The following is a 19,375-nucleotide window of genomic DNA, read 5'->3' as shown; positions in this document are numbered from 1 at the left end:
CCACGGCCGGTGACGTCTCCGTCCGCACCAACAAGGGCACCTACTTCGACGGCGGCACCCACTGGAGCGCCGGCTGGACCAACTTCCTCGGACACGAAGGCCAGGGCCGCCTCCACTTCGCCGACATCGGCGGCGACGGCAAGGCCGACCTCATCGTCCACACCACGGCCGGTGACGTCTCCGTCCGCACCAACAAGGGCACCTACTTCGACGGCGGCACCCACTGGAGCGCCGGCTGGACCAACTTCCTCGGACACCCCAAGGGCAGCCTGTACTTCTCTGACACGACCGGTGACGGCAAGGCCGACATGTTCGTGCGCACGACCGACGGAAAGATCGCCGTTCGTAAGAACACCGGTACGTACTTCGAGATCCGCCGCGGGGACGACTGGGTCTGAGCCGCCTACCCGTTGATGGACATACGAGCGGGCCGCTCTCCCTCGGTTTCAGCCGAGGGAGAGCGGCCCGCCTTCGTCAGTTCACTTCGCCGCGCACTCCGCGCACGTGCCGAAGATCTCCACCGTGTGCGCCACGTTGACGTACCCGTGTTCGGCGGCGATGGCCTCCGCCCACTTCTCCACCGCGGGGCCCTCGACCTCCACCGCCTTGCCGCAGGAGCGGCAGACGAGGTGGTGGTGGTGTTCGCCGGTGGAGCAACGGCGGTAGACGGACTCGCCGTCGGAGGTGCGCAGCACATCGACCTCACCGGCGTCGGCGAGGGACTGGAGGGTGCGGTAGACCGTGGTCAGGCCGACCGAGTCACCCTTGTGCTTGAGCATGTCGTGGAGTTCCTGTGCGCTGCGGAACTCGTCGACCTCGTCGAGCGCCGCCGCCACAGCGGCGCGCTGCCGGGTGGCGCGGCCCTTCACGGGCGGTCCAGCGGTCGTCACCGGTTGTCCTCCTTGATGGCTCGCGCGTCTGCGCCTGCCGGGCCATTGTGCCAGCCCCTGCTGTGCGCGGGTCAGACGCCGGCCCCCTCCCCGGCACCCCGAGTGGCCGGAATCGCACATTCCATGGGGTCGTCCACGGTCTGGGCTGCGGCGAGCGCACGGGCGCGGCGCCGCGCCAGCGGGGCGGCCAGCGCGGTCAGCGTGAGGAACGCGCCGATGGTCAGCAGCACGATCGTCGCGCCGGGCGGCACGTCCTGGTAGTACGACGTCACCGTGCCGCCGATGGTCACGCTCACGCCGATCGCGACGGCGATCGCGAAGGTGGCGGCGAAGCTGCGGCTGAGCTGCTGCGCGGCCGCCACGGGGACGACCATCAGGGCGGACACCAGCAGCAGGCCGACCACGCGCATCGCGACCGTGACCGTGACCGCCGCCGTGACCGCCGTCAGCAGGTTCAGCGCGCGCACGGGCAGGCCGGTGACCCTCGCGAACTCCTCGTCCTGGCTGACCGCGAAGAGCTGTCTGCGCAGTCCCAGGGTGACCACGACGACGAACGCGGCCAGCAGGCAGATCGCCGTGACGTCCGACTCGGAGACGGTCGACAGCGACCCGAACAGATACGACGTCAGGTTGGCGTTGGAGCCGTTCGGCGCGAGGTTGATGAACATCACGCCGCCGGCCATGCCGCCGTAGAAGAGCATGGCGAGGGCGATGTCGCCGCGGGTCCTGCCGTACCAGCGGATCAGTTCCATGAGGACCGCGCCGAGGACGGAGACCAGGGTCGCCATCCACACCGGTGACCAGGAGAGCAGGAAGCCGAGGCCGACTCCGGTCATCGCGACATGGCCGATTCCGTCGCCCATCAGGGCCTGGCGGCGCTGGACCAGGTAGATGCCGATGGCGGGTGCGGTGATGCCGACCAGGACGGCGGCGATCAGCGCCCGCTGCATGAAGGCGTAGTCGAGGAATTCCATCAGCTCAGCAGTCCCGTGCGGATCGGTTCGGCGCCCGCCGGTGCGTGCGGGTGGACATGGTCGTGGCCGGGCAGGGCGTGCTGGCCGACTGCCTGTGGGGGCGGGCCGTCGTGGGTCACGCAGCCGTCGCGCAGGACGACCGCCCGGTCGATCAGCGGCTCCAGCGGGCCCAGTTCATGGAGGACGAGCAGCACGGTCGCACCTGTCGCGACCTGTGCGCGCAGGGTCTCGGCCAGCACCTCCTGGCTGGCCAGGTCGACGCCCGCCATCGGCTCGTCCATGATCAGCAGTTCGGGTTCGGCGGCGAGGGCGCGGGCGATGAGCACCCGCTGGTGCTGGCCTCCGGAGAGGGCGCCCACGGAGTCCTTGGCCCGGTCCGCCATGCCGACGAGGTCCAGGGCGCGTCGTACGGCCTCCTGGTCGACCTTGCGGAAGACACCGAAGCGGGTGCGGGAGAGCCGGCCCGAGGAGACGACCTCGGTGACCGTGGCGGGCACTCCGCCGGCCGCGGTGGTGCGCTGCGGGACGTACCCGACGCGCGCCCAGTCACGGAAGCGGCGCCGGTCGGTGCCGAACAGCTCGATCCGCCCGGCGCTGACCGGGACCTGGCCGATGACGCTGCGCACGGCCGTCGACTTGCCGGAGCCGTTGGCCCCGAGCAGCGCGACGACCTCACCGCGGCGCACGGTGAGGTCGATGCCGCGCAGGACGGGGCGCGAGCCCAGTTCGGCGCGGACGCCGCGCAGGGATATGACGGGCTCGGTCGTGTCGGCCTCGGACATCTCGGATATGACGGGGTCCGGCCGGTCCATGCCGCCCTCCATGGGGTTGGTCACTTGGCTCCCAGGGCCGTCTTCAGGGCCGTGAGGTTGGCTTCCATGACCGCGAAGTAGTCGTCGCCCCGGGACTTGTCGGTGATGCCCTCGACCGGGTCGAGGACGTCCGTCTTGAGGTTCGCGTCCTTGGCGAGGGTCTTCGCGGTCTTGTCGGACACCAGTGTCTCGTAGAAGACCGTGGTGACGCCGTCGGCCTTGGCCTCCTCCTGGAGCTCCTTGATCCGGGCGGGGCTGGGCTCGCTCTCCGGGTCGAGGCCGGAGATGGCCTCCTGGGTCAGGCCGTAGCGGGCGGCGAGGTAGCCGAAGGCGGCGTGGTTGGTGAAGAAGACCTTGGTCTCGGTGTTCTTCAGGCCGTCCGCGAACGCGGTGTCGAGGTCGCCGAGCTTCTTCACCAGCGCGTCGGTGTTCTTCTTGTAGTCGGCGGCGTGGTCGGGGTCGGCCTTCTCGAAGGCGGCGCCGACGCCCTTGGCGACCTCGGCGTACTTCACGGGGTCGAGCCAGATGTGGGGGTCGAGGGCGTGCTCCCCTTCCTCGGATGCTTCCTCGGACGCCTCTTCGCCGCCGTGGCCGTGCTCGTCCTCGACCCCGAGGTCCTCGAGGGTGGTGAGCTTCGCCGCATCGATCTTCGTCTTGGTGCCGGACTGCTTCACGGCCTCGTCCACGGCCGGCTGGAGGCCCGCGAGGTACAGCGCCGCGTCGGCCTCCTCCAGCTGGGCCCGCTTCTGTGCGCTGACGTCGAGGTCGTGCGGCTCGGTGCCGGGCTCGGTGAGGCTGGTGACGTTCACATGGTCGCCGCCGATCTGCTCGGCGAGGAAGGCCATCGGGTAGAACGACGCGACGACGTCGAACTTGTCCGTATTGCCTGCGGCGGCGCTGTCGGATGAGCAGGAGGTCAGGGTCGCGGCGCCGAGGACCGTGGCCACCGTCGCCGCCACGGGTATGAGCTGTCGTCGTACGTTCATGACACTCATTTTCAACAAATGTGGAAACCGTTGTCAATAAACGTGATACGGGACACCGATTTGGTTGAGGGGGAGCCCTCGCCGGTACCCTGAAGCATTCGCTGTGAAGCGCATCTCGCTTCGTCGCCCGTCGTCGTAATGAAGAGAGCACCGTGGCCGCCGACAAGATCGACACCATCGTCAGCCTGAGCAAGCGCCGTGGCTTCGTTTTCCCTTGCAGTGAGATCTACGGCGGCCAGCGCGCCGCCTGGGACTACGGTCCGCTGGGTGTCGAGCTCAAGGAGAACATCAAGCGCCAGTGGTGGCGCTACATGGTGACGTCGCGCGAGGACGTGGTCGGTATCGACTCGTCCGTCATCCTGGCCTCCGAGGTCTGGGTCGCCTCCGGCCACGTCGCCACCTTCACGGACCCGCTGACCGAGTGCACCTCCTGCCACAAGAGGTTCCGCGCGGACCACCTGGAAGAGGCGTACGAGGAGAAGAAGGGCCGCGCCCCGGAGAACGGCCTCGCCGACATCAACTGCCCCAACTGCGGCAACAAGGGCCAGTTCACCGAGCCCAAGCAGTTCTCGGGCCTGCTCTCCACCCACCTCGGCCCGACCCAGGACACCGGCTCCATCGCCTACCTGCGTCCCGAGACCGCCCAGGGCATCTTCACCAACTTCGCCCAGGTGCAGACCACTTCGCGCCGCAAGCCGCCGTTCGGCATCGCCCAGATGGGCAAGTCCTTCCGCAACGAGATCACGCCGGGCAACTTCATCTTCCGCACCCGCGAGTTCGAGCAGATGGAGATGGAGTTCTTCGTCAAGCCGGGCGAGGACGAGCAGTGGCACGAGTACTGGATGGAGCAGCGCTGGAACTGGTACACCGGCCTGGGCCTGCGCACTGAGAACATGCGCTGGTACGAGCACCCGAAGGAGAAGCTCTCCCACTACTCCAAGCGCACCGCCGACATCGAGTACCGCTTCCAGTTCGGCGGCAGCGAGTGGGGCGAGCTGGAGGGCGTCGCCAACCGGACCGACTACGACCTCGGCGCGCACTCCAAGGCGTCCGGCCAGGACCTCTCCTACTACGACCAGGAGGCCGGCGAGCGCTGGACTCCGTACGTCATCGAGCCCGCGGCCGGTGTCGGCCGCACCATGCTCGCCTTCCTGCTCGACGCGTACGTCGAGGACGAGGCGCCCAACGCCAAGGGCAAGATGGAGAAGCGCACGGTGCTGCGCCTCGACCACCGCCTCGCGCCGGTGAAGGTCGCCGTGCTGCCGCTCTCGCGGAACCCGGAGCTGTCCCCGAAGGCCAAGGGCCTCGCCCAGGCGCTGCGCCAGCACTGGAACATCGAGTTCGACGACGCGGGTGCCATCGGCCGCCGCTACCGCCGCCAGGACGAGATCGGCACGCCGTACTGCGTGACGGTCGACTTCGACACGCTGGACGACAACGCGGTCACGGTGCGTGAGCGGGACTCGATGAAGCAGGAGCGCGTGTCGCTGGACCAGATCGAGGGCTACCTGGCCTCGCGCCTGATCGGCTGCTAGGGCCCACGCCCCTCCCCGGACCTTCGCCCACCCCCGCCCGACTCGTTCGGGTGAGGGTGGGCGTTGTCGTACCCGTGACGCTGGGCCGAACCACCGTTCAGCCGACTGTCATGTCCCGGTTGTAGCAGGTGTACGAGCCGTCGTCCTCGCGCCCTACCGTGTCGTACGACCAGCAGTGCAGCATCGGCGTGAGGGTCCACATCCGCACGGCGATGAGCGCGCCGAGGATCGCGAGGGCGAACCAGCCGCCCCGGTTCCGCCAGCCGGCGCAGGCCAGCCCCGCGATGCCCACCAGCACCGCGAAGACCAGCAGGTAGACCACGAGCGGCGCCCTGTTCTCGCGCAGCCCGGGGAACGTCTCCATCTCGACGGTGCCGGCGAAGCTGAACAGCGCCATGAACACGGCGAACAGGAGAAACACGACCGCACAGCAGCCGCGGAACACGGGAGACGACGGCAGTGCGCCGACGTCCGCGGGGTCGCGCTGCTCCGTCACTTGCCCAAGTCGCTCGCTCAGGGCTGCTTGCCCTCCATCGCCAGCAGTTCCTCGTTCGGGATGGCGCCGCCGAACCGCCGGTCGCGGGAGGCGAACTCGACGCAGGCCCGCCACAGGTCGCGGCGGTCGAAGTCCGGCCAGAGCACGTCCTGGAAGACCATCTCGGCGTAGGCGCTCTGCCAGAGAAGGTAGTTGGAGGTGCGCTGCTCGCCGCTGGGGCGCAGGAACAGGTCGACGTCCGGCATGTCCGGGTAGTACATGTACTTCTGGAGGGTCTTCTCGGTGACCTTCGCCGGGTCGAGCCGGCCGGCCGCCACGTCCTCCGCGAGCGCCTTCGCCGCGTCGGCGATCTCGGCGCGGCCGCCGTAGTTCATGCAGAAGTAGAGGGTCAGCCGGTCGTTGTCCTTCGTCTGCTCCTGCGCGACCTGCAGCTCCTTGGCGACGGACTTCCACAGCTTGGGCATACGGCCCACCCAGCGCACCCGGATGCCCAGTTCATCGAGCTGGTCGCGGGTCTTGCGGATGAAGTCGCGGTTGAAGTTCATCAGGAAGCGCACCTCGTCGGGCGAGCGCTTCCAGTTCTCGGTGGAGAAGGCGTAGAGGGAGATCGCGCCGACGCCGATCTCGACCGCGCCCTGGAGGACGTCGAGGACACGCTCGGCGCCGACCTTGTGGCCCTCGGTGCGGGGCAGCCCGCGCTCCTTGGCCCAGCGGCCGTTCCCGTCCATGACGATCGCGACATGGTTGGGGACCAGCTCGCCGGGGAGCTTCGGCGCGCGGGCACCGGAGGGGTGCGGCTCCGGCGCCTTGTACTCCCGGCGCTGCCGCCCCAGAAACCCGCGTACGACCATGTCCTTCTCGTCTCCCTCTACTTTTGCGCGTACTACTTTTCCACGTACCGAAGTGACCGCAGCCCGCGCTCCAGATGCCAGTGCAGATAGGCGGAGACCAGTCCGCTCCCCTCCCGCACATACCGCGGCTCGCAGGCGTCCGCGGTCTCCCAGTCTCCCGTAAGCAGCGCCCCCAGGAGGACCAGGGTCTGCGGCGACGGTACGACACTGCCGGGGACCCGGCAGTCGGCGCAGACCGAGCCGCCGGAGGCCACGGAGAAGAACCGGTTGGGTCCGGGCAGGCCGCACTTCGCGCAGTCGTCGAAGCTGGGCGCGTAGCCGTTGACGGCGAGCGACCGCAGCAGGAAGGCGTCGAGCACGAGATGCGGCGCGTGCTCACCGCGGGCGAGGGTGCGCAGGGCACCGACGAGCAGCAGGTACTGCTGTACGGCGGGCTCGCCCTCGTGGTCGGTGAACCGCTCGGCGGTCTCCAGCATGGCCGTGCCGGCGGTGTAGCGGGCGTAGTCCGTGACGATCCCGCCGCCGTACGGGGCGATCGTCTCGCTCTGCGTGCAGAGGGGCAGCCCTCTGCCCACCAGCTCACTCCCCCGCGCGAAGAACTGCACGTCGACGTGCGAGAAGGGCTCCAGCCGCGCCCCGAACTTCGACTTCGTGCGCCGTACGCCCCGGGCCACCGCCCGCACCCGCCCGTGACCCCGGGTGAGCAGCGTGATGATCCGGTCCGCCTCACCCAGCTTCTGGGTGCGCAGCACGATGCCGTCGTCGCGGAACAGACTCATACGGTCCATTCTCGCCTACGCGCGGGGGCTCCCGTACGACACGTACTCGGCTCCTGGCGGTGGTCGGTGAGCGCGAAGGCCACCCACACGCCCTCACGCACCGCGCCCGAACCGCCGGACATACCTCCGCTGCCACGGCGTCTCCACGGCGTGCCGGTCATAGTTCCGCCGTACGAACTCCACGGCCTCCTCCCCCGGCACCCCGTCCAGCACCGCCAGGCACGCCAGCGCCGTCCCCGTACGCCCGCGTCCACCCCCGCAGGCGACCTCCACCCGCTCCCGCTCCTCCCCGGCCCGCCGCCACGCCTCACCCAGCACCGCCCGCGCCTCCTCGCGGTCCGCCGGGAGCCAGAAATCCGGCCAGCGGATCCAGCGGGACTCCCAGGCGACCTCCGGGGGCGGCTTCCCGAGCAGATACACGCCGTACGACGGCTGCGGCGCCGCCGGGTCGAGGGGTCGCCGCAGCCCCCGCCCCCGGACCAGCCGCCCGGAGGGCAGCGCCAGCACTCCGGGCTCCCCCGGACGCCAAGTCGTCGCCACCTCATCAGTCACCGTCCCATTCGACCGACCCGCGACCGCCCCGGCAACCCGTTCGGCCGACTTGGGGCCACCGGGCAACCGAATCCTCCAACCCGGTGGTCTGGAGGGCGAGGAGGGGGTGCTGGATGCACGACGGGCTGGAAGTGCAGTTCCAGGAGTTCGTCAGGGCGCGGTGGACGCGGCTCGTGCGGACCGCGTATCTGCTCACGGGCGACGTCCATGACGCGGAGGACCTGACGCAGACCGCGCTGGCCAAGGCGTACCGCTCATGGCGGCGGGTGGCGCGCACCGACAACCCGGAGGCGTACGTCCGGCGGATGCTGGTCAGCTGCAACAGCGACCGGTTCCGCAAGCGACGCGTCAAGGAGTCGCTGACCGACGCGCCGCCGGAGGTGGCGTGGCGGGACGACGGCCAGCGGCGGGTCGACGAGCGCGGCACGCTGCTCGCCGCGCTGGCCCAACTCCCGCCGAAGCAGCGGGCGGTGGTGGTCCTGCGCTACTGGGAGGACCTCTCCGAGGCGGAGGTGGCCGAGGTGCTCGGCTGCTCCGCGGGCACGGTCAAGAGCCAGGCGTCCAAGGGCCTGGCGAAGTTGCGCGCGTTTCCCGGGCTGGCCCCGGCCGTGAGCGCGTCCGGGCAGGGAGGCGGACGGTGAACGAGGAACCGGTCAAGGCCGAGGAGACCGACGAGCAGGGCCGGTTCGAGGACCGGCTGCGCGATCTGCTCACCGAGGACGCGTACGCGATCCACCCCTCACCGGCGCCGTATCCGGCGATCCGGCGGCGGGGCGCGATCGAACGGCGCCGCCGGCTGGCGGTCGCGGGGGCGGCGCTGGCCACGCTGGCCGTGGTGCCCGTGGGGGCGTACGCGGTGGCCGGGGGGAACGGGGGGAACGGGGGACGGGGCGCTGACACGGCGGCGGCGGCATCGCCGAGGCCGTCGGTCAGCGCCCCGCAGAGCCCGGCCGCGGCGGCGCCGACCACTCCACCCGGCCCCCAACACCCGGCCATGCCAGGCCAGTTGCTGGACGGCATCACCTTCGAGCAGGCGACCGACGGCCTGGAGAAATGCATCGCCTTCGACAAGGACCGCCCGGAGCCGGAGGGCTGGTCACGGCTGGACCTCGGCAAGGCCGCCGACTACCGGATCATCCTCGCCATGCGCGCAACCGGCGACTCCAACACCCCCGGCGACGGCTACTTCGTCGTCGCGGTCCGCGAGCAGCCCCAGCAGATCCGCCTGATCTGCACCATCAAGGACGACGAAGCCGCCGGCCTGAACACCAGTGGGGGCGGCGCCGACGCCGACATGGAACTGCCACCGGTCGTCGCGGACATCAACAGCGGCAAGCTGTACCAGCAGTCCTTCCTCGACCGCGGAAACTGGAAGCTCCCGTTCCGCTGGGGGATCATCGGCACGGTCGAACCGTCCGTGGCCAAGGTGACGGTCTCCTACGGCGACAGCAGCGCCACGGCCGTCCTCGACCACGGCTGGTTCGTGGCCGCGGGCATCCTCAACGAACAAGTAACCCTCGCGCCGCACATCAAGGGCTACGACTCCTCGGGCAAGCTGGTCTACGACTCGGACAAGGACAAGCTGTACGAGAAGACGCTCCCGTAAGGAGTTCCATGCCGCTCCCCGCCCCGCTCACCGGTGTCATCCCGCCCGTCTGCACACCTCTGACACCGGAGGGCGAGGTGGACGTCCCCTCCCTCCTCCGCCTGGTCGACCACCTGGTGTCGGCCGACGTGGACGGTCTCTTCCTCCTCGGTACGACATCGGAGGCGGCGTTCCTGACGGACGCGCAGCGGGCCCTGGTGGTGAGGACGGTCACCGGCCACCTGGCCGGCCAACTCCCCGTCCTCGCCGGGGCGATCGACATGACGACCCCGCGCGTCGAGGCTCACATCGCGTCTGTCACCTCGGCGGGAGCGGACGCGGTCGTAGTCATCTCCCCCTTCTACGCCCGCGTGGGCCCGGCCGAGATCACCACCCATTTCCGCCGGACCGCGGCCACCAGCCCGGTCCCAGTCCTCGCCTACGACCTCCCGTCCGCCATCGGCACCAAACTCCCCACCGAGGTGGTCCTGACCCTGGCGGCGGACGGCACGCTCGCCGGCCTCAAGGACTCCAGCGGCGACCTCGCCACCTTCCGCGACATCATCACCGGCACCCGCACCGTGCCGGGCTTCAGCGTCCTCACCGGCTCCGAACTCCTCGTCGACTCCGCCCTCGCGGCCGGTGCCCACGGCGCGGTCCCCGGCCTCGCCAACGTCGACCCCCACGGCTACGTCCGCCTGCACCGCCTGTGCCGAGCGGGCAAATACGACGAGGCCCGCAGCGAACAGGAACGCCTGTCCGCCCTGTACGACATCGTCCACGCCGGCGCCCCCACCCGCATGGGCCCCACCTCCTCGGCCCTGGGCGCCTTCAAGACGGCCCTGCACCTCCAGGGCATCATCACCTGCCCGGCGACGGCCACACCCCAGGTGCCCCTGTCGGAGGAAGAGGTGGCCCACGTACGGGCCACCCTCACGCGGGCCGGTCTGCTCTAACCTAGGCATCGAGTACGAAGGGTCCGCAGGTGTGAACAAGACGTGGAGCGGCACATGGTCCAGTCGATGAGAGTATCGACGGAGGCATGATGCTCAGTCTGATGTTTGGCTTGGCTCTCGTGGTGTTCGGCGTGTGCCTCCTCTTCAACCTCGGAGGCGTCTCGGACCGGATCTACGACTTCCATGCGTCCTTCATGAACACGGGGCGCGCCACACCCAACACGACCCGGTTGGTCGGAGTGTTCGTAACCTTGGTGGGAATTGGTTGGGTTGGGACAGCTTTCCCGTTGAAGTAGCGACCGCGTGTGCGTCGGCGACCCGCCGAGGACTCCGGCGTCGTCAAAGCTCCGTGGAGCCTATGAACGCCGTCCAGGTGGAGGGCCTCACGGTCAGCGCGGGGCGGTTTGTGTCCTTGGAGTCGCGGATGTGGATGGCGTCGGGGCGGACGGCGACCTCGACGCACTCGCCGCCGTTGCCTGCGCTGCGACTGCTCTTGAACCAGGCCAGACCCGAGGCGTCCGGCGGGGCTGCCTTCGCGCTCATTTCTCCCCCAACAACTTTTCGATCATCGTGAGCGATTCTGCCGGAGTGAGCGCCTGCGCGCGAAGAGTCCCGTACGTGCGTTCAAGCTCCCGCACCTTGTCGCGCTCTGTGTGGACACGGCTGTCGCCTTGTACCTCCGTGTACGCGATCCTGCGCCCATCCTTGACCTCCATCAAGGTGAACGGGCCACCGAGCCCCGCGTGTTCCTCACGGGAGTTCGGCATCACCTGGATCTCTACGTTCCGCTTCTCGCCGATCAGCAGCAGGTGCTCCAACTGGCCTCGCCAGACAGTCTGCCCGCCAAGCGGCCGGAGCAGTACAGTCTCGTCGAACACGAAGCCGAAATGCGGCGCGGGGTGCCGAGCGAAGATCTCCTGACGGGCCAGTCGCGCAGCCACGCCCCGCTCGATGGCCGCCTCATCCAGCAGGGGTCGCCACATGGCGAACACCGCTCGCGCGTATTCCTCCGTCTGCAACAGCCCCGGCACCGCCCACGTCCCGTACACCTGGATCTCAACGGCCTGCGCCTCCAACTTGGCCGCATCCCGAAAGAACGCCGGATACTGGACCCGAGCCACCTCCTCCTTGCTCGCCTTCAGTACCCCCTCCGCGCCCAGCTCGTCGTCCGCCCCGTCGATGAACTTCGGCGGTGGGATGCGCCTGCCCTGCTCGAACGAAGCGATGGTCGAGGCCGAGTAGCCCGTTCTTGATCCGAAGGTCGCCCGGTCCAGGCCGGCCCGCTCCCGGAACAGTTTCAACTGCCGTCCGAAGACGGACAGGATGCCCGTGCCGAATTCATGATCCGGCTCCTGGGCCTCGTCGTTCATCGTGTCGTCCCTCTCCTCCCGTGCCGACAAGCGCAGGTCGGTCACGTACAGCGCATAGCCGTCCTCGCGTCACCGCAGTTCAACGCTACGCACCGTCCCCGACCGTTGACCGCATGAAGTCAGCAACTCCCCCGAACGGGCATATGCCACAACCCCTCGCGGTCGTACGTGAGTTCGCGATGCAGTTCACGTCGACCCCGCGAGGCGCCCGGCTGGCCCGGCGTCTCGTCTCGCACCGGCTGGACGACTGGGGGCACCCCTACGCCGCCCCGGCCAATGAGACCGTCACCCTCATCACGGCCGAGCTCACGGCCAACGCGGTACGCCACGGTCACGTCCCGGGCCGGGACTTCCACCTCCGGCTCACCTGCACCGCGGACGTCCTCCGCGTCGAGGTGAGCGACACCCGTACCGAGAGGCGCCCCGCGCGGTCGGCATCCGGTCGGGGTCTCGTGATCGTCGATGCTCTCGCGGACGACTGGGGCGTGGCCCCGCGCCACCTCGCTCCCGGCAAGACGGTCTGGGCCACGCTGCTGCTCACACCGCCCCCGGTGTCACCAACCCCGACTCGTACGCCACGATCACCAGTTGCGCCCGGTCCCGTGCTCCCAGCTTGCCCATGATGCGGCTGACGTGGGTCTTGGCGGTGAGGGGGCTCAGGCCCAGCACCTCCGCGATCTCGGTGTTGTTCTGACCTCGGGCCACCAGCGTCAGTACCTCGCGCTCTCGGTCGGAGAGGCAGTCCGGGCCGCCGCAGGACACGTCCAGCACCGAAGGGCCGTGCAGGAAGCGGGAGATCAGGCGGGCCGTCGGGCCGGGGGACAACAGGGCGTCCCCGGCGGCGACCGTGCGGATCGCGTCGAGGAGGTCCGCCGGGCGGGTGTCCTTGACCAGGAAGCCGGAGGCGCCGGCGCGCAGGGCCTCGACGATGTTCTCGTCGGTGTCGTACGTGGTCAGGACCAGGACCTTCACACCCGCCAGGTCCTCGTCGGCGGCGATCAGACGGGTCGCCTCGATACCGTCGAGGTCGGGCATGCGGATGTCCATGACGACGAGGTCGGCGCGAGAGGTGCGGGCCTGTTCGACGGCTTCCCGGCCGGTGGCGGCCTGGCCGACGACCTCCATGTCCCGCGCCGACTCGACGAGCATGGCGAAGGCGGCGCGTACGAGGGTCTGGTCGTCGGCGAGCAGCACGCGGATCATCGGATGCGGTCTCCCTCCCGGTCGGCGGTGACGGCGAGCGGGAGCACGGCGCTCACCTCGAAGCCGCCCCCCGTACGCGGGCCGGCGTCGAGTGTGCCACCCACGCTGCGGGCCCGCTCACGCATCCCCACCAGCCCGAATCCGGAGCCACCGGCTCCGGGCGCGGGCCCGACCCCGTCGTCCCGCACCGATATCCGCAGGGCGCCCTGCTCCTCGTACAACTCCACCTGTACGGCGGGTTCGGGGCCCGCGTGCCGTACCGCGTTCGTCAGCGCCTCCTGGACGATCCGGTAGGCGGCGGCGCCGACGGCGGGCGGGGCCTCCCGCGCCCGTATGTCCTGCTGCACGCGGGCCCCGGCCAGGCGTGCCGCCTCCACCAGGTCGGGCACGCCGTCGAGTTCGGGGAGCGGGCCCCGGGTCTCGCCGGTGGCGCCCTGTTCGCGCAGTACCTCCAGCGTCGTACGGAGTTCGCCGCGCGCGGTGCGGCAGGTCTCGGCGATGTCGTCGAGGGACTTGGCGACGGCGGAGCGGTCCAGGCGGTCCGGGTCGGCCGCGAGGACATGGGCGGCGACCGACGTCTGCACGCCGATGAGGGTGATGCTGTGGGCGAGCAGGTCGTGCAGGTCGCGGGCGATGCGCAGGCGTTCCTCGGCGACGCGGCGGCGGGCCTCCTCCTCGCGGGTGCGTTCGGCGCGCTCGGCGCGTTCGACGATGGCGGCGACGTAGGCGCGGTAGTAGCGGACGTCGATGCCGCAGAAGAGGACCGCGACGACCCAGCCGGAGATCCGCAGGATCTCCAGCGTTCCGTCGGGGTTGGTCAGGACGTTGAGGGTCAGTGTCACGCCGAGGACGGCGGCGCCGGTGAGCAGCGTGCGCCGCACCGTGCCGGTCGCCGCGACGGTGTAGAGGACCACCATGGTCGCGGGGATCGGTGCCGCGTGGTTGTTGTCGAGGGCGTGGTACGGGGCGATGCAGGCCAGCACCGCGAGCAGCACCGGCACCGGGCGGCGGCGCCGCCACGCGAGGGGCACATGGGCGGCCAGCAGCAGGGTCCAGCCGAGCGCGTCGGGGCGGGGAGAGTCGTCGCCGAGCAGGGCGAGAGCCGTGGCGAGGACGGCCCAGGCGACGGCCAGCAGCGCGTCGTTGCGCAGGGCGTGCGGGGCGGTGAGGGGGTCGCGGTTGATCGCGGCCATGATCCGCTCACCGGTGTGGGGTCTGCGGGCTTCGGGCACGGTCCTCATCTTCCAGGAGGCGGGCGCCCTTCCGGTCAGGGGAGTTCCCTGTCGGCGAAGGGCGCCCGGTACGTCACACCAGTTCCGGCTGCCGCTCGGGCCGGTCAGGGGCGTCCGGCTCCGGCGTCCTGGACAGCGGACCGGGCCACCACACCTTCCGGCCCAGCGCCACGCTCGCGCTGGTCACCAGGTAGGTACGCACGAGGAACGTGTCGAGGAGCACGCCGACCGCGATCACGAAGCCCAGTTCGACGAGGGACACGAGCCCCATGTTGGTCAGCACGGAGAAGGTCGCGGCGAGGACCAGGCCCGCGGAGGCGATGACTGCGCCGGTGGTGCGCAGCGCGGTCAGCGCGGCCGGCACCGGTTCGGCGCCCTGGAGCGCCTCTTCCCGCATCCGGTGCAGGAGGAAGATGCCGTAGTCGACGCCGAGGGCGACCAGGAAGACGAAGGACAGCAGTCCGAGGCCGGGGTCGGTGCCCTCGAAGCCGAACAGCGGTCCGAAGACCAGCCCGCCGATGCCGAGCGCCGCGCCCCACACCGCGACCACGGCCGCGACGAGGATCAGTGGGGCGACGAGGGAGCGCAGCAGGGCGATGAGGATGAGGAGTACCGAGACCAGCACGATCGGCACGACGACCATCCGGTCGCGGGCGTTGGTCTCCTCCAGGTCGAGCTGCTGGGCGCTGGGCCCGCCGACGAGGGAGCCGTCGAGGCGGTCGCGCAGGGCCTCGATGGTCCGGGTCTCGCCGGCCGTCTGGGCCGGGTCGGAGGGCACGACGGACAGCTCGGTCCAGCCGTCCCCGGTACGGCCCTCGCGGGCACTGTCGACCCCGTCGGTGGCCCGGATCGCGGCGAGCGTGGCGTCGGCGCGGTCGGCCGGGGTCATGACGGTGATGGGCTGGCTGGAGCGTTCCGGGTAGGCGTCGGCCAGGGTCCGCATGGCGGTGACGGACTCGGGCCGGTCGACGAAGGTGTCGGCCTGCTTGAGGGCGCCGGGCAGGTTGAAGGCGCCCAGCGCGAGCGCGCCCAGCAGGACCGCGCCGCCCGCGAGGACGGTCACCGGGCGGCGCCCGGCGGAGCTGCCCATCGCCGCGAACAGCGACCGGCGGGCCTTGGGTGTGCTGCCGTGGGCCGGGATCAGCGGCCAGAACACCCGGCGGCCGAGCAGGACGAGGAGCGCCGGCAGCAGGGTGAGCATGGCGGCCAGGGCGCACAGCACGCCGACCGTGCCGAGCGGGCCCATGCCCCGGTTGGAGTTGAGGTCGGCGGCGAGCAGGCAGAGGAGTCCGGCGGCGACGGTGCCGGAGGAGGCGAGGACGGCGGGGCCGCAGCCGCGCAGGGCGGCCAGCATGGCGTCGTAGGGGCGTTCGTGGCGGCGGAGTTCCTCGCGGTAGCGGGAGACCAGCAGCAGGGCGTAGTCGGTGCCGGCGCCGAAGACCAGGATGGTCATGATGCCGGAGCTCGCGCCGGACACGGCGGTGCCGAAGAGCTGGTTGAGGCCGTAGGCGACGCCCATCGAGAGGTAGTCGGCGATGCCGGCGACGATCAGCGGGACCAGCCACAGCACCGGGCTGCGGTAGATGAGGATCAGCAGGACGGCGACGACGGCGACGGTGGTGTAGAGGAGGGGGCCGCCGAGGGAGTCGTACACCTTGGAGGCGTCGGCGGTGAGCGCGCTCGGTCCGCCGACCTCGACGCTCAGGCCGTCGGTGCCGCGGGCGATGTCCCGGACGTCGTCGACGAAGGCGGTGCGCAGGTCCTCGTCGTCGCCGGGTTCGTTGCTGGTCACCGGGTACATGAGGGTGGTGCCGTCCTGCGAGGGGATGCCCTGCGGCTCGGCGGCCAGCCGGTGCTCCTGCCCGATCCGCGCGACCTGTTCGCCGGCCGTCGCCCGGTCGGCCGCGGTCAGTCCGGCGTCGCGGTGGTAGACCAGCACGATCTCGGTGGTCTCGCCGCCCGGCAGCAGCTCCTGCAACTCGGCGACCTGCGTGGAGTCGGCGTTCGCCGGCAGGTAGTCGGTGACGCGGTCGCGCTGCACGTCGCCGAGTTTCGCCGCGAAGGGCGAGGCGAGCGCGAGCACACCGATCCACAACGCGAGCACCACCCAGGGGATCGCGCGTCGCCTCGTACGTGTGTTTCCGGCCCCCATGAGATACGGGCCTCCCTCCGGCACGGATGTCTGGATTGCGCTCTCCAGACTCCCGGCGCGGAGGGGCGGAATCGTCGGACGCGGGGGCGACTTCGCGGGTACTCCGGAGGGTGGCTGTCCGGGGGGATTACTCCCGGGGGAGTAACGCGGGGGCTACGCCGACGGGCGGGTACGGCGGTCAGCGGGCGGCTGCGGGCGGTCGGTGACTGGTCGCGCAGTTCCCCGCGCCCCTTTGAGTCGGGACGGTCACACGCCTTTCCCGACCCGGCCCCCGGCCCCGGCGCCGGGGAGCCCTCCAGACATGCCCCCTACGACGGTGTCCGGGCCGCCGCCAGCAACCGGGTCACGTCGTCCGCGCGGATGGTCAGCGCCGCGCCCACTGTGCCGAGGACCTCGTGTTCGGCGGGGGTGTACGGGCCGTCCGCGAGGGCGATGCGGGCGCCCTGGAGGAGGATCGACTCGCGGCCGGCGGGGGCGAGGTGCGGGGCGAGCGGGTCGAGGGCCTCGTGGAGCTCTATGGCCAGCCCGGGGCCGCAGGGTTCGCCGTAGGCGCGGCCCGTGTCGGCGGCCAGGGCCTCGACGAGCGTGGCGAGCTGTTCCTCCGTGCAGTCCTGGAACCCGGCGAGGCGCACCGCGGCGGCGGCCGTCTCCAGGGCCGGGCGTGCGCAGCTGCCGCCCGCGGCGAGCACCGCGAGGGCGACGGTGTGCACGGCGTCGCGGAGCATCGCGCCGAAGCGGGTGGTGGTGGGGTGGTCGAGGACGTCGGTACCGAAGTGGCGGCGGCAGGCCGCGCACTCCACGACCGGCCCGGTCTCGCCGCGGGGCAGCACGGGCACGCCGAGCAGGGTGAGGCGGCGGCGGCCGGTGAGCCGCTGGTAGTTGCGGTCGCCTCCGCAGCCGGGGCAGAAGAACTCCCCGTCGCCCACCGGCGTCCACGCGGTGCGGGTGCCCAGGAAGCGCGCACGCCTGGCGGCACGACCGTCTCGTCCCCGTACTGGCAGCACGTCGCACCTCCGTAACCACGCGGCAACATCGCCGCGCTTGCGTGATGTTAGCCACATCTTGGACGCCGAGTCAGCACCCAGGGCGAGACCTGTCCGTGACCTGCACATCCATATGGCCGAGATACGACGGGACCCCGCCCGCCGTATACAGGCGAGCGGGGTCCGAAACCGCCGGCCGGGATGGTCAGCGCGCGGCGCGGTTGACGGCCGAGACGACCGCCTTCAGGGAGGCGCGGGTGGTGTTGGCGTCGATGCCGATGCCCCACAGGACCTTGTCGCCGATGGCGCACTCGATGTAGGAGGCGGCCTGCGCGGAGGCGCCCTCGCTCATGGTGTGCTCCTGGTAGTCCAGCAGGCGTACGTCCATGCCGATGGATTCCAGCGCGTCGAAGAAGGCCGAGATCGGACCGTTGCCGGAACCGGTCAGGACGGTGTCCCGGCCGTCGACGGTGGCCTCGACGGTCAGGGTGTCGACCCCGTCCGTGTCCGTCGTCGACTGGTTGTTCTTGACCTGGATCCGGCCCCACGGGTTGTCCGGGTTCGGCAGGTACTCGTCCTGGAAGACCGCCCAGATCTCCTTCGGCGTGATCTCGCCGCCCTCGGCGTCCGTCTTGGCCTGGATGAGCTTGGAGAACTCGATCTGCATCCGGCGCGGCAGGTCCAGCTTGTGGTCGTTCTTCAGGACGTACGAGATGCCGCCCTTGCCGGACTGCGAGTTGACGCGGATGACGGCCTCGTAGGAGCGGCCGACGTCCTTCGGGTCGATCGGCAGGTAGGGGACCGCCCATTCGATGTCGTCGACGGTGACGCCGCGCGCGGCCGCGTCGGCCTCCATCGCGTCGAAGCCCTTCTTGATGGCGTCCTGGTGGGAGCCGGAGAAGGACGTGTAGACCAGGTCGCCCACGTACGGGTGGCGCGGGTGGACCTCCATCTGGTTGCAGTACTCCCACGTACGACGGATCTCGTCGATGTCGGAGAAGTCGATCTGCGGGTCGACGCCCTGGGAGAACAGGTTCATGCCCAGGGTGACCAGGTCGACGTTGCCGGTGCGCTCGCCCTGCCCGAACAGGCAGCCCTCGACACGGTCGGCGCCGGCCATCAGCGCCAGCTCGGCCGCCGCCACCGCCGTACCGCGGTCGTTGTGCGGGTGGACGGACAGGCACACGTACTCGCGGCGGGAGAGGTTGCGCCCCATCCACTCGAAGCGGTCCGCGTGCGTGGACGGCGTCGAGCGCTCGACCGTCGCCGGCAGGTTGAGGATGATCTCGCGGCCCGGGCCGGGCTGCCAGACGTCCATGACCGCCTCGCAGACCTCCAGCGCGAAGTCCAGCTCGGTGTCGGTGAAGATCTCGGGCGAGTACTGGTACCCGAACTCCGTCTCCGGGCCCAGCAGCTTCTCCGCGTACTCCATCACCAGCCGGGTGCCGTCGACGGCGATCTGCTTGATGTCGTCCTTGGAGCCGCGGAAGACGACCCGGCGGAAGACCGGGGCGGTGGCGTTGTACAGGTGGACGGTGGCCCGCTTGGCGCCCTTCAGGGACTCGACGGTCCGCTCGATCAGGTCCTCGCGGGCCTGGGTCAGTACGGAGATCGTCACGTCGTCCGGGATCGCGCCCTCTTCCTCGATGATGGAGCGCACGAAGTCGAAGTCGGTCTGGCCGGAGGCGGGGAAGCCGACCTCGATCTCCTTGTAGCCCATCTTGACCAGCTGGTCGAACATCCGGCGCTTGCGCTCGGGCGACATCGGGTCGATCAGGGCCTGGTTGCCGTCCCGCAGATCGGTGGAGAGCCAGCGGGGAGCGGCGGTGATCCGCTGCTGCGGCCAGGTGCGGTCGGGGATGTCGACCTGCTCGTACCGGCCGTACTTGTGGATCGGCATGGGGCTGGGCTGCTGGCGGTTCGCCATGGTGCGAAGGCTCCTCAGGGTGTCCGGAAGGACGGCCGACGACGCAACGCCAAGGCTCCGCGGGGAGGGAGTCGGCCTCGACTACAGGCCCT

20 protein-coding genes and 1 pseudogene are annotated in these 19,375 nt (G+C 70.5%); 6 read left to right on the top strand and 15 right to left on the bottom strand.

What is annotated here, in order from left to right; genetic code table 11:
- A pseudogene (locus ACH5AC_RS11235) lies at positions 1-398 on the top strand (S1 family peptidase); the annotation flags it as partial.
- Between the two features lie 81 nt (positions 399-479).
- Here ACH5AC_RS11235 and ACH5AC_RS11230 read toward each other — a convergent pair.
- The 4 genes from ACH5AC_RS11230 to ACH5AC_RS11215 all read right to left on the bottom strand — a co-directional run bounded on the left by ACH5AC_RS11230 (position 480) and on the right by ACH5AC_RS11215 (position 3,662).
- Positions 480-890: a Fur family transcriptional regulator gene (locus ACH5AC_RS11230; RefSeq protein ID WP_398861449.1), complete on the bottom strand. Its 411-nt coding sequence runs from the start codon at positions 888-890 to the stop codon at positions 480-482.
- 71 nt (positions 891-961) lie between these two features.
- Complete coding sequence (locus ACH5AC_RS11225; RefSeq protein ID WP_398861448.1) at positions 962-1,864, bottom strand: metal ABC transporter permease; 903 nt, start codon at positions 1,862-1,864, stop codon at positions 962-964.
- A complete protein-coding gene (locus ACH5AC_RS11220) occupies positions 1,864-2,676 on the bottom strand; it encodes a metal ABC transporter ATP-binding protein (RefSeq protein ID WP_398861644.1) in 813 nt (270 codons plus the stop codon). Before ACH5AC_RS11220 ends, ACH5AC_RS11225 begins: the two co-directional genes overlap by 1 nt.
- 20 nt (positions 2,677-2,696) lie before the next feature.
- Positions 2,697-3,662: a metal ABC transporter substrate-binding protein gene (locus tag ACH5AC_RS11215; RefSeq protein WP_398861447.1), complete on the bottom strand. Its 966-nt coding sequence runs from the start codon at positions 3,660-3,662 to the stop codon at positions 2,697-2,699.
- A gap of 152 nt (positions 3,663-3,814) precedes the next feature.
- Between ACH5AC_RS11215 and ACH5AC_RS11210 the strand changes: the two genes are divergently transcribed.
- Positions 3,815-5,197 carry a glycine--tRNA ligase gene (locus tag ACH5AC_RS11210; protein ID WP_398861446.1) on the top strand — a complete coding sequence of 461 codons (1,383 nt, stop codon included), beginning with the start codon at positions 3,815-3,817 and terminating at the stop codon, positions 5,195-5,197.
- Positions 5,198-5,294: 97 nt separating this feature from the next.
- On the opposite strand, the gene ACH5AC_RS11205 is transcribed toward ACH5AC_RS11210, so the two are convergent.
- From ACH5AC_RS11205 to ACH5AC_RS11190, 4 genes are all read right to left on the bottom strand, one after another.
- Positions 5,295-5,693 carry a hypothetical protein gene (locus ACH5AC_RS11205; protein WP_398861445.1) on the bottom strand — a complete coding sequence of 133 codons (399 nt, stop codon included), beginning with the start codon at positions 5,691-5,693 and terminating at the stop codon, positions 5,295-5,297.
- Between the two features lie 17 nt (positions 5,694-5,710).
- A complete protein-coding gene (locus ACH5AC_RS11200; protein ID WP_398861444.1) occupies positions 5,711-6,544 on the bottom strand; it encodes an isoprenyl transferase in 834 nt (277 codons plus the stop codon).
- A gap of 32 nt (positions 6,545-6,576) precedes the next feature.
- Positions 6,577-7,323: a DNA repair protein RecO gene (recO, locus tag ACH5AC_RS11195; RefSeq protein WP_398861443.1), complete on the bottom strand. Its 747-nt coding sequence runs from the start codon at positions 7,321-7,323 to the stop codon at positions 6,577-6,579.
- 93 nt (positions 7,324-7,416) lie between these two features.
- Entirely contained in the window at positions 7,417-7,875 is a 459-nt protein-coding gene (locus ACH5AC_RS11190; RefSeq protein ID WP_398861442.1) for a protein phosphatase, read from the bottom strand.
- 113 nt (positions 7,876-7,988) lie between these two features.
- Between ACH5AC_RS11190 and ACH5AC_RS11185 the strand changes: the two genes are divergently transcribed.
- The 3 genes from ACH5AC_RS11185 to ACH5AC_RS11175 are packed head-to-tail and all read left to right on the top strand — an operon-like array spanning position 7,989 to position 10,416.
- Positions 7,989-8,516: a SigE family RNA polymerase sigma factor gene (locus ACH5AC_RS11185; RefSeq protein ID WP_398861441.1), complete on the top strand. Its 528-nt coding sequence runs from the start codon at positions 7,989-7,991 to the stop codon at positions 8,514-8,516.
- Positions 8,513-9,481, top strand: a complete 969-nt coding sequence (locus ACH5AC_RS11180) for a hypothetical protein (protein ID WP_398861440.1) — start codon at positions 8,513-8,515, stop codon at positions 9,479-9,481. Before ACH5AC_RS11185 ends, ACH5AC_RS11180 begins: the two co-directional genes overlap by 4 nt.
- Before the next feature lie 8 nt (positions 9,482-9,489).
- Positions 9,490-10,416 (top strand): dihydrodipicolinate synthase family protein, encoded by a 927-nt coding sequence (locus tag ACH5AC_RS11175; RefSeq protein ID WP_398861439.1) that lies wholly within the window; start codon positions 9,490-9,492, stop codon positions 10,414-10,416.
- A gap of 339 nt (positions 10,417-10,755) precedes the next feature.
- Here ACH5AC_RS11175 and ACH5AC_RS11170 read toward each other — a convergent pair whose 3' ends face one another.
- Positions 10,756-10,959 (bottom strand): DUF397 domain-containing protein, encoded by a 204-nt coding sequence (locus tag ACH5AC_RS11170; RefSeq protein ID WP_398861438.1) that lies wholly within the window; start codon positions 10,957-10,959, stop codon positions 10,756-10,758.
- Positions 10,956-11,786, bottom strand: a complete 831-nt coding sequence (locus ACH5AC_RS11165) for a helix-turn-helix domain-containing protein (RefSeq protein ID WP_398861643.1) — start codon at positions 11,784-11,786, stop codon at positions 10,956-10,958. Before ACH5AC_RS11165 ends, ACH5AC_RS11170 begins: the two co-directional genes overlap by 4 nt.
- A gap of 113 nt (positions 11,787-11,899) precedes the next feature.
- Here ACH5AC_RS11165 and ACH5AC_RS11160 point away from each other — a divergent pair, with 113 nt between their 5' ends.
- Positions 11,900-12,409 carry an ATP-binding protein gene (locus tag ACH5AC_RS11160; RefSeq protein ID WP_398861437.1) on the top strand — a complete coding sequence of 170 codons (510 nt, stop codon included), beginning with the start codon at positions 11,900-11,902 and terminating at the stop codon, positions 12,407-12,409.
- Here ACH5AC_RS11160 and ACH5AC_RS11155 read toward each other — a convergent pair.
- From ACH5AC_RS11155 to leuA, 5 genes are all read right to left on the bottom strand, one after another.
- Positions 12,324-12,989 (bottom strand): response regulator, encoded by a 666-nt coding sequence (locus ACH5AC_RS11155; RefSeq protein ID WP_398861436.1) that lies wholly within the window; start codon positions 12,987-12,989, stop codon positions 12,324-12,326. The two genes, ACH5AC_RS11160 and ACH5AC_RS11155, sit on opposite strands and share 86 nt — an antisense overlap.
- Positions 12,986-14,230 carry a sensor histidine kinase gene (locus tag ACH5AC_RS11150; protein WP_398861435.1) on the bottom strand — a complete coding sequence of 415 codons (1,245 nt, stop codon included), beginning with the start codon at positions 14,228-14,230 and terminating at the stop codon, positions 12,986-12,988. Before ACH5AC_RS11150 ends, ACH5AC_RS11155 begins: the two co-directional genes overlap by 4 nt.
- A 64-nt stretch (positions 14,231-14,294) precedes the next feature.
- A complete protein-coding gene (locus ACH5AC_RS11145) occupies positions 14,295-16,373 on the bottom strand; it encodes an MMPL family transporter (protein ID WP_398861434.1) in 2,079 nt (692 codons plus the stop codon).
- Between the two features lie 308 nt (positions 16,374-16,681).
- Positions 16,682-17,377 carry a TerB family tellurite resistance protein gene (locus ACH5AC_RS11140; protein ID WP_398861433.1) on the bottom strand — a complete coding sequence of 232 codons (696 nt, stop codon included), beginning with the start codon at positions 17,375-17,377 and terminating at the stop codon, positions 16,682-16,684.
- 184 nt (positions 17,378-17,561) lie between these two features.
- Positions 17,562-19,283 (bottom strand): 2-isopropylmalate synthase, encoded by a 1,722-nt coding sequence (gene leuA, locus ACH5AC_RS11135; protein ID WP_398861432.1) that lies wholly within the window; start codon positions 19,281-19,283, stop codon positions 17,562-17,564.
- Positions 19,284-19,375 lie beyond the last annotated feature (92 nt).

The sequence above is a fragment of the Streptomyces sp. NPDC018693 genome (assembly GCF_044391385.1).
GTDB lineage: Bacteria > Actinomycetota > Actinomycetes > Streptomycetales > Streptomycetaceae > Streptomyces.
This window is presented reverse-complemented; position numbering and strand designations above follow the sequence as displayed.

Coding starts and splice junctions, on each gene's coding strand:
- ACH5AC_RS11225 (WP_398861448.1), bottom strand. CDS start 1,864: ATGGAATTCCTCGACTACGCCTTCATGCAGCGGGCGCTGATCGCCGCC.
- ACH5AC_RS11220 (WP_398861644.1), bottom strand. CDS start 2,676: ATGGACCGGCCGGACCCCGTCATATCCGAGATGTCCGAGGCCGACACG.
- ACH5AC_RS11215 (WP_398861447.1), bottom strand. CDS start 3,662: ATGAACGTACGACGACAGCTCATACCCGTGGCGGCGACGGTGGCCACG.
- recO (WP_398861443.1), bottom strand. CDS start 7,323: ATGAGTCTGTTCCGCGACGACGGCATCGTGCTGCGCACCCAGAAGCTG.
- ACH5AC_RS11155 (WP_398861436.1), bottom strand. CDS start 12,989: ATGATCCGCGTGCTGCTCGCCGACGACCAGACCCTCGTACGCGCCGCC.
- ACH5AC_RS11160 (WP_398861437.1), top strand. CDS start 11,900: ATGAAGTCAGCAACTCCCCCGAACGGGCATATGCCACAACCCCTCGCG.
- leuA (WP_398861432.1), bottom strand. CDS start 19,283: ATGGCGAACCGCCAGCAGCCCAGCCCCATGCCGATCCACAAGTACGGC.
- ACH5AC_RS11165 (WP_398861643.1), bottom strand. CDS start 11,786: ATGAACGACGAGGCCCAGGAGCCGGATCATGAATTCGGCACGGGCATC.
- ACH5AC_RS11175 (WP_398861439.1), top strand. CDS start 9,490: ATGCCGCTCCCCGCCCCGCTCACCGGTGTCATCCCGCCCGTCTGCACA.
- ACH5AC_RS11150 (WP_398861435.1), bottom strand. CDS start 14,230: ATGAGGACCGTGCCCGAAGCCCGCAGACCCCACACCGGTGAGCGGATC.
- ACH5AC_RS11200 (WP_398861444.1), bottom strand. CDS start 6,544: ATGGTCGTACGCGGGTTTCTGGGGCGGCAGCGCCGGGAGTACAAGGCG.
- ACH5AC_RS11185 (WP_398861441.1), top strand. CDS start 7,989: ATGCACGACGGGCTGGAAGTGCAGTTCCAGGAGTTCGTCAGGGCGCGG.
- ACH5AC_RS11145 (WP_398861434.1), bottom strand. CDS start 16,373: ATGGGGGCCGGAAACACACGTACGAGGCGACGCGCGATCCCCTGGGTG.
- ACH5AC_RS11170 (WP_398861438.1), bottom strand. CDS start 10,959: ATGAGCGCGAAGGCAGCCCCGCCGGACGCCTCGGGTCTGGCCTGGTTC.